4 protein-coding genes are annotated in these 7,872 nt (G+C 44.8%); 3 read left to right on the forward strand and 1 reads right to left on the reverse strand.

Annotated features, from left to right (window positions below; all coding sequences use genetic code 11):
- Nucleotides 1-50: 50 nt before the first annotated feature.
- Entirely contained in the window at nt 51-1,550 is a 1,500-nt protein-coding gene (locus H6G14_RS12435; RefSeq protein ID WP_190567704.1) for a hypothetical protein, read from the reverse strand.
- A gap of 509 nt (nt 1,551-2,059) precedes the next feature.
- Here H6G14_RS12435 and psaA point away from each other — a divergent pair.
- The 3 genes from psaA to H6G14_RS12450 all read left to right on the forward strand — a co-directional run.
- Nucleotides 2,060-4,318: a photosystem I core protein PsaA gene (gene psaA / locus H6G14_RS12440; protein ID WP_190567705.1), complete on the forward strand. Its 2,259-nt coding sequence runs from the start codon at nt 2,060-2,062 to the stop codon at nt 4,316-4,318.
- 121 nt (nt 4,319-4,439) lie between these two features.
- Nucleotides 4,440-6,665, forward strand: a complete 2,226-nt coding sequence (gene psaB / locus H6G14_RS12445; protein WP_190567706.1) for a photosystem I core protein PsaB — start codon at nt 4,440-4,442, stop codon at nt 6,663-6,665.
- Nucleotides 6,666-6,815: 150 nt separating this feature from the next.
- Nucleotides 6,816-7,872 (forward strand): DUF262 domain-containing protein (locus H6G14_RS12450; protein WP_190567707.1); only part of this gene is annotated, 1,057 nt, incomplete at its 3' end.

Genomic DNA, 7,872 nt, shown 5'->3' on the forward strand with positions numbered 1-7,872 from the left:
TGGATGGTGCGTTGCGCTAGGCGACAACACACCTTACCGATGAAATTCGCTCAACTAGATTCTGATGATTCTGCTGGCTGTTCTGTGACTGTAGGTGTTGGTGTTACTGTAGGGCGGGGACGACGTTTGAAATAATCGCCCAAGTTGACTTTCTTCCGTTGAGTCACTGGTTTTTCTAATTCAGCTGGCGATGTAGGTGTTACCTCTGGCTGAGGTTCTGGGGTAATTGTCGGTGATGCTGTGGGTGTCACCTCTGGTTGTGGTTCTGGGGTAATTGTCGGTGATGGTATGGGTGTCACCTCTGCCTGTGGTTCTGTGGTAGCTGTCGGTGATGGTATGGGTGTCACCTCTGCCTGTGGTACAGGCGACTCAGTCACCTCCGGTAATGTCGGAGTTAGACTAGGGGATGCTTGAGGACGAGGGCGGCTAAAAAATCCACCGCTTTTAGGTTTTTCTGGTTCAGGAGTTGTTGTTTGTGGTGGTTCAGTAGCTTCAGGGGTAGGGACTGTTTCCCTAACTTCTGGTAATGCTGACTTTTCTGAGTCTAGGTTAGGAGTTGCCGCAGGTGTTGGTTCTGCAACCGATGGTTTAGCCGCATAAGTTGGGTCTACAATGCCACGTACTTCCTCAGCGTTCAATTCTCCCCTAATAATTCTGGACAAAGTATCTTTACCATTGGGTTGGTAATCAAAAAGTCTGACTGTAGTATTAAAGACATTCTTGACTGGATTTCCTTGATTATCGAGGAATTCCAGCTTCACCCAATTTTTTCCAGGTTTAAAGCCTTTGAGGTAAACTGCTTGCCAGCGATCAAACACAAAGCTTTCACCATTTATAGTGCAGCGAATACGCCAATCACTAAATTGGTCATTGGATTGCTCTTTCACAGCTAGATGTAAAGGGGCGTTAGTCAGGTAAAAATCTAACAGTATTGGTTCTGCCCCATAACTACCTTGAGGACGGCTGTAAGTTAACAGGGGTAGGCTGGAGTCTGGATTATTGTCGTCGCTTTTCGTAAAAACGTGAAATGTCGTCTGGGCGTAAGCACCCTCATTTTTAAAACTTTCATGCCAAGGACGGGAAGCAAAGACGCGCAGCGTATGAGTACCTGGAGACAAATCAGACAACACCAGAGGCTGACTTAGATCATAAACGGGTATATAAGGTTGATTATCCACAATTACGTGTAGATAAGGGCCTAACTCCCATTGTGGATGCTTAAAAATTGGCAGATCCTTAACTTGGAACCTCACCGAGACAGTATTGTCACTAATCACTTCCTCTGGTTGAGGGTTAACTATTGTCACCTGTGGTTGATAAATTTCTAAATTAGAACGTAATTCTTGAATCACATCTGGTGGTGAGACTTCGGAAAATTGCTGAGAAATCTGCTGAGGTTTGTCTCTTGCACTAATGGATACCTGTTGACTAACGGCTTTCTCGCTACAACTAGCCAAACCTAAGACTAGTACTAGTGTGATCAGCCACCTCAAAATAGTCGAACTTCCCAGAAGAAATTTCCTGAAAGGCCTTTTGTGCCAAGGGTTCATACCTTATACCTAGTTATAGTCTTAAACAACTGCAATTATTGTGGCTGAATTGAGCGATCGCCTACTATCACCTACAAGCTGAAATCTTCATCACATACCATGAGTTTTTAGTAAAAATTAAAAATCAGGATTTTTTTTACAATTTGTTGTAAACATCAAAAACTAGGTGAAAATAAATATACCCAAAGCAAACTCAGCAAATTTGTTGCCGTTTTGGTATCAGAAGACATAAGTTTTACGAATTGTTATCCTTTGTAAATTAAATAGAGAAAGTATTGACTTTTTGCTAAAGACTTTGCAGTGAAAAGGCAGATTAGACAAATATTCTGGCTATTTTGAATTATTGTTAAAATGTGTCCATCAAAGTACAAGTAAAGACTTTATAATTCAACAGAAACAAATTTCCACATAGCGCTTTCATCGCTGCTCCAGCCACACTCTGGAGAAAGCGACTAAGTATCACTTTGTGGTTTCATGATTCCTCATTCCTTATCACCAGAGGAGGTCGAATGACAATTAGTCCTCCGGAGCGAGAGGAAAAGAAAGCAAGAGTAATCGTCGATAAAGATCCGGTTCCCACCTCATTTGAAAAATGGGCGCAGCCAGGACACTTCGATAGAACTCTCGCTAGAGGTCCAAAAACCACCACATGGATTTGGAACCTCCACGCTCTCGCCCACGATTTTGATACACATACAAGCGATTTAGAAGACATCTCCCGCAAAATATTTGCGGCGCACTTCGGCCACCTGGCAGTTGTGACAATTTGGTTGAGCGGGATGATTTTCCACGGCGCGAAGTTTTCTAACTACGAAGCCTGGTTAAGTGACCCGTTGAACGTGAGACCCAGTGCTCAAGTCGTTTGGCCCATTGTTGGACAAGACATATTGAATGGTGATGTCGGTGGTGGATTCCACGGTATTCAGATCACCTCAGGCTTGTTCCAAGTATGGCGTGGCTGGGGTATCACCAACTCCTTCCAGCTTTACTGCACAGCTATCGGCGGCTTGGTATTAGCAGGCTTGTTCCTATTTGCTGGCTGGTTCCACTACCACAAACGCGCTCCCAAACTGGAATGGTTCCAGAATGTGGAGTCGATGTTGAACCACCACCTGCAAGTCTTGCTAGGCTGCGGTTCCTTAGGATGGGCTGGACACTTAATTCACGTCTCCGCACCAATCAACAAGCTAATGGATGCAGGGGTCGCAGTTAAAGATATCCCCTTGCCTCATGAGTTCATCCTCAACAAGAGCCTGTTGATCGACCTATTCCCCGGCTTTGCTGCTGGTTTAACACCTTTCTTCACCTTGAATTGGGGTCAGTACGCTGACTTCTTGACCTTCAAGGGCGGTTTAAACCCTGTAACCGGTGGTTTGTGGATGACTGACATTGCTCACCACCACCTGGCGATCGCTGTAGTGTTCATCATTGCAGGACACCAATACCGCACTAACTGGGGTATCGGTCACAGCATCAAAGAAATTCTAGAGAACCACAAAGGCCCCTTCACAGGTGAAGGCCACAAAGGTCTCTACGAAAACCTAACCACATCTTGGCACGCTCAGTTAGCAACTAACCTTGCTTTCTTGGGTTCCTTGACAATCATCATCGCGCACCATATGTACGCGATGCCTCCCTACCCATACTTAGCAACTGACTACGCAACACAGTTGTGTATCTTCACCCACCACATCTGGATCGGCGGATTCCTCATCGTCGGTGGTGCTGCTCACGCAGCAATATTTATGGTGCGGGATTACGATCCTGTCGTTAACCAAAACAACGTATTGGATCGTGTGATTCGTCACAGAGATGCAATTATTTCCCACCTGAACTGGGTGTCTATTTTCCTTGGCTTCCACAGCTTTGGTTTATACATCCACAACGACACAATGCGTGCCTTGGGTCGTCCCCAAGATATGTTCTCCGACACAGCAATTCAGTTGCAGCCGGTATTTGCTCAGTGGGTACAAAACCTGCACACCCTAGCTCCTGGTGGCACTGCACCAAACGCTTTAGAACCTGTTAGCTACGCCTTTGGCGGCGGTGTATTGGCTGTAGGTGGCAAAGTCGCAATGATGCCTATCGCATTAGGTACAGCCGACTTCTTGATTCACCACATCCACGCCTTCACCATTCACGTAACAGTCCTAATTCTGTTGAAAGGTGTATTGTTCGCTCGCAGCTCTCGTCTGATTCCAGACAAAGCTAACTTGGGCTTCCGCTTCCCTTGCGATGGCCCTGGTCGTGGTGGTACTTGTCAAGTATCCGGTTGGGATCACGTATTCCTCGGATTATTCTGGATGTACAACTCCCTATCAATTGTAATTTTCCACTTCAGCTGGAAGATGCAGTCTGATGTCTGGGGAACAGTAGACGCAGCAGGTAATGTGTCTCACATCACTGGTGGTAACTTTGCCCAAAGTGCCATCACAATCAACGGCTGGTTGCGTGATTTCTTGTGGGCGCAAGCTTCTCAAGTAATCAACTCCTACGGAAGTGCGTTGTCCGCTTATGGACTAATGTTCTTGGGCGCTCACTTTGTATGGGCATTCAGCTTAATGTTCCTGTTCAGTGGTCGTGGCTACTGGCAAGAATTAATTGAGTCCATTGTTTGGGCGCATAATAAACTGAAGGTAGCTCCTGCAATCCAACCCCGCGCTCTGAGCATTACTCAAGGTCGTGCTGTTGGTGTAGCTCACTACCTCCTGGGAGGAATTGCTACAACCTGGGCATTCTTCCACGCACACATACTTTCGGTAGGCTAGCAATTAGTTTAAAGAGTACTGAGTATTGAGTGCTGAGTGCTGGGTAATAACAGGGCTTAGGACTCAAAACTCAGAACTCTGGAATCTGAAACCTGATGGCTAAAGGTCAGAGGAAATATCAATGGCAACAAAATTTCCAAAATTTAGCCAGGATCTCGCACAGGACCCAACTACCCGTCGCATTTGGTATGCGATGGCTATGGGCAACGACTTTGAAAGCCACGACGGCATGACCGAAGAAAATCTTTACCAAAAGATTTTCGCTACTCACTTCGGTCACCTGGCAATCATCTTCTTATGGGCTTCTAGCCTCCTGTTCCATGTAGCCTGGCAAGGTAACTTTGAACAGTGGATTAAAGATCCTCTACACGTCCGCCCAATTGCTCACGCAATTTGGGATCCCCACTTCGGTAAACCAGCTATTGAAGCTTTTACCCAAGGTGGCGCTAACGGCCCAGTAAACATTGCTTACTCTGGTGTTTACCACTGGTGGTACACCATCGGTATGCGGACAAACACCGAACTATACACAGGTTCAGTATTCCTGTTATTGTTTGCGTCCTTGTTCTTGTTTGCTGGTTGGTTGCACTTACAACCCAAGTTCCGTCCTAGCCTAGCTTGGTTTAAGAGTGCTGAATCTCGTCTGAACCACCACTTAGCAGGTTTGTTCGGCGTTAGCTCTCTAGCTTGGGCTGGTCACTTGATTCACGTTGCTATCCCCGAATCTCGCGGACAGCACGTAGGTTGGGATAACTTCTTAACCACTGCACCCCACCCAGCAGGCTTGCAACCCTTCTTCACAGGTAACTGGGGTGTTTACGCTCAAAACCCTGATACAGCAGGTCACATTTTCAGCACATCTCAAGGTGCGGGTACAGCGATTCTGACCTTTTTGGGTGGTTTCCATCCTCAAACAGAATCCCTGTGGTTGACAGACATGGCTCATCACCACTTGGCGATCGCTGTACTATTCATTGTTGCTGGTCATATGTACCGTACCAACTTTGGTATTGGTCACAGCATCAAAGAAATGATGAATGCCAAAACTTTCTTTGGCAAACCTGTTGAAGGTCCCTTCAATATGCCTCACCAAGGCATTTATGACACCTACAACAACTCTCTGCACTTCCAATTAGGTTGGCACCTAGCTTGCTTGGGTGTTGTTACCTCTTGGGTAGCGCAGCATATGTACTCTCTGCCTTCCTACGCATTCATTGCTAAGGACTACACAACACAGGCAGCACTGTACACCCACCACCAGTACATAGCCATTTTCTTAATGGTTGGTGCTTTTGCTCACGGTGCTATCTTCTTAGTCCGTGACTATGATCCTGAACAAAACAAAGGTAACGTGCTTGAGCGTGTACTACAGCACAAAGAAGCGATTATCTCCCACCTCAGCTGGGTATCGCTATTCTTAGGCTTCCACACCTTAGGCTTATACGTCCACAACGACGTAGTAGTTGCTTTCGGAACACCTGAAAAGCAAATCTTGATTGAGCCAGTATTTGCTCAGTTCATTCAAGCTGCTCACGGTAAGGTACTCTACGGCTTAGATACATTGCTGTCTAACCCCGATAGCGTTGCCTACACAGCCTATCCTAACTACGCCAACGTTTGGCTACCAGGCTGGTTAGATGCCATTAACTCTGGTACTAACTCCCTGTTCTTAACAATTGGCCCTGGCGACTTCTTGGTACACCATGCGATCGCTTTAGGTCTACACACCACCACCCTCATCCTAGTCAAAGGTGCTTTGGATGCTCGTGGTTCCAAGCTTATGCCCGATAAAAAGGACTTCGGCTATGCCTTCCCTTGCGACGGTCCAGGCCGTGGCGGTACTTGCGACATCTCCGCTTGGGACTCCTTCTACCTATCTTTATTCTGGGCGTTAAATACAGTAGGTTGGGTAACATTCTACTGGCACTGGAAACATTTAGGTATTTGGCAAGGTAACGTTGCTCAGTTCAACGAAAATTCCACCTACCTCATGGGCTGGTTCCGTGACTACCTCTGGGCTAACTCTGCTCAGTTGATCAACGGTTACAACCCATACGGCGTGAACAACCTGTCTGTCTGGGCGTGGATGTTCCTCTTCGGACACCTAGTTTGGGCTACTGGCTTCATGTTCCTCATCTCTTGGAGAGGTTACTGGCAAGAGTTGATCGAAACCCTAGTTTGGGCGCACGAACGTACTCCTATTGCTAACCTCGTTCGCTGGAAAGACAAACCAGTTGCTCTCTCCATCGTTCAAGCTCGTGTAGTTGGTCTAGCTCACTTCACCGTCGGCTATGTCCTCACCTACGCAGCTTTCCTCATCGCCTCCACTGCTGGTAAGTTCGGTTGATCTGGCTGCTAGTTTTGTAGGTAAGTAAAAAAATCCCCTGCCGCAAGGTAGGGGATTTTTACTTATCTATCTTAAGTAGTTATTAAATATACACTATTGAGTATCTTCCGCTACTCTAATAGAAGAAGTGTATTTATTGTAGAAATAACTATGACTATGCAGCCCGAAAGCACATCCTTGGGAGATTTATTTTGTCGCCGAATTCCTTTCAAAGTGCCAAAATACCAAAGAGCTTTTGATTGGGAGCAGGAAGAAATTGATGACTTTATTAAAGATTTGTTAGTGCTGTATAATTCAAGAAAAATTAATCCAAACCAGCCAAGAAAGCATTTCTTTGGTGGATTAGTAAGTATAAAACAGCATATACCTAACAGCTATACAGGAAATTTATATGATTTAGTAGATGGTCAGCAAAGGCTAGCAACTTTTACATTAACAATTGCTTCCCTTGTTAATGCTTTTGAATCACTTGCTAATGAATCTGAAATTGAAAAAAATACAGAAATCGCACAAGCAGCTAAATCTTATGCAAGTACGACAAAAGACGAATATTTAGTATATAAGGAAGTAATTAATGGTCAATTACAGCCTCGTCTTCGTCTTACTCTCTCAAAAGCAGATCATGTCTTTTTTGAAGACCTAATAAATGGTCGTAGCCCTAAATGCTCAAGAGATTCTCATAAAAAACTACAAAGTGCATGGGAATCGATTAGGACAAATCTTATTGAGAAAGTTATAAGTGATATTAGTAAAGCTAGCGTTTCTGATAAGCTTAATTCTCTTCTACAATTACGAAAATCTGTCATAGAGGACTGTTATGTAATCTATATTGTAAGTGAAGATAGAAGCGAAGCTTATAGGTTATTTGCTGTATTAAACGATAGGGGTAGAGAGTTAAGTGATGGAAATAAACTTCGTTCAGATACTCTTGAACTATTAGAAAAACATGAAAGAGAACAAAGTGTTGTGGAAGATAACTGGGACACAATACTGAGTTATCCAGCAACAGAAGTAGAACAATTCTTTAGAAATTACTATGCTTCTCATCAGGGAAAAGGTGCAGCTAAGAGAAATTTAGCAGATACTTTTCGAGATGATATTAGGACTTACGCATTGACAAAATGGCAAAAGAGTGGATTGATAAAAAGTATCATCTACTCACTAGGTATCGAACAATCAGAGAAATCAGCAAACCCTCGACAGCACA

The sequence above is a fragment of the Nostoc parmelioides FACHB-3921 genome, assembly GCF_014696625.1.
In the GTDB taxonomy this organism is placed as follows: Bacteria; Cyanobacteriota; Cyanobacteriia; order Cyanobacteriales; family Nostocaceae; genus Trichormus; species Trichormus parmelioides.